Here is a 1,243-nt window from a genome sequence, read left to right as displayed (position 1 = left end):
CCATGTCGCCGGTTATCGGCCGCGGGCTGTGAGTTGCTATTCGAAGAGAAGGTGTCCGGCGCCGCGAAAAGCCGACCCTCACTTGAGAAGTTGATCGAGCAACGGCGCAAAGACGACGTCCTGGTGATCACCCGTCTTGATCGCCTGGCGCGCTCAACCAGCGAACTGCTGCGCATTGTCGAGCAGATCACCGCAAAACAGGCGGGATTACAATCACTTGATGAACCGTGGGCAGATACGACACCACCGTCCGGCAAAATGGTCATGACGATCTTTGGTGGAATCGCCGAGTTCGAGCGATCCCTTATCCTCAGCCGAACCCGGGACGGCAGACAGGACGCAATGGCACGGGGTGTCACGTTCGGCCGGCCAAGCAAATTGCTGCCCGATCAAAAAGAACTCGCCCGTGAGCTCGTCCGCAGCGGAAAATCCATCAGCGCCGTCGCCAGAACCTTCAAGGTCCATCCCGCAACCATTTACCGATGCCTCGAAGAAAATCCCGCCTTATGACGGTATTCTGTTCCGCTCAGCCGTACGGGCCCAATACAAGGCTGCTTGTTCCCGCGATTACCCCATGCAATTGAAAGCCCGCTCGGATGGATACTCAACAGCTGTGATCTTCATGCGTCCAACGGCTGGAAAAGCAAATGGTAACAACGTATCGTCGATCATGGCGGGTGTGGCTCGCGAAATGTGGTCGGAAGGACTGGATCAGATAACCGAATCCTACGCTATGTCAAACGCTTAAGCTACACCCGTCACCCCATCAGAAGGACGGTTATGAATAAGACGGGTTAGAGAGTTTACAATGATTCTATTAATAGGATTGGGAAATCCGGGGAGTGAATATTCAGGCACGAGGCATAATATTGGCCAGGAAATAATTGACCTCGCTCGGGAAAAATGGCGCGCCACACCATGGAAAAAGAGATTTGACGCTTTATTTTCAGAGGTAAATATCAACAATACCAATGTTTTACTTGTAAAGCCCTTGCCATTTATGAATTTATCCGGAGTAGCAGCGAAAAAATTTGTTGATTACTACAACCTTCAACCGTCGGATGTATTGATAGTAAGTGATGACCTTAGTCTTCCGGTAGGGACGGTGCGATTAAAGCGTCGCACCGGCAGCGGTGGACATAACGGTCTAAAATCCATTCAAAATGCGCTCGGCGCCGAAATAAATGTGATTAAAATTGGGGTAGGCCATCCAGGCACAAAGGACGATGTCATTCGGCATGTA

At 51.2% G+C, this 1,243-nt stretch carries 2 protein-coding genes; both read left to right on the top strand.

Going from position 1 to position 1,243, the window contains the following annotated elements:
• Window positions 1–510, top strand: a 510-nt coding sequence (locus PDO_RS15105; RefSeq protein ID WP_007603492.1) for a recombinase family protein, incomplete at its 5' end; no start/stop codon positions are given.
• 298 nt (window positions 511–808) lie between these two features.
• Window positions 809–1,243, top strand: a 435-nt coding sequence (gene pth, locus PDO_RS27275) for an aminoacyl-tRNA hydrolase (protein WP_007603491.1), incomplete at its 3' end; no start/stop codon positions are given.

The sequence above is a fragment of the Rhizobium sp. PDO1-076 genome, from assembly GCF_000247475.1.
GTDB lineage: Bacteria > Pseudomonadota > Alphaproteobacteria > Rhizobiales > Rhizobiaceae > Allorhizobium.
Note: the sequence above shows the minus strand (reverse complement) of the source record. Positions and strands in the feature narration are given on the sequence as shown.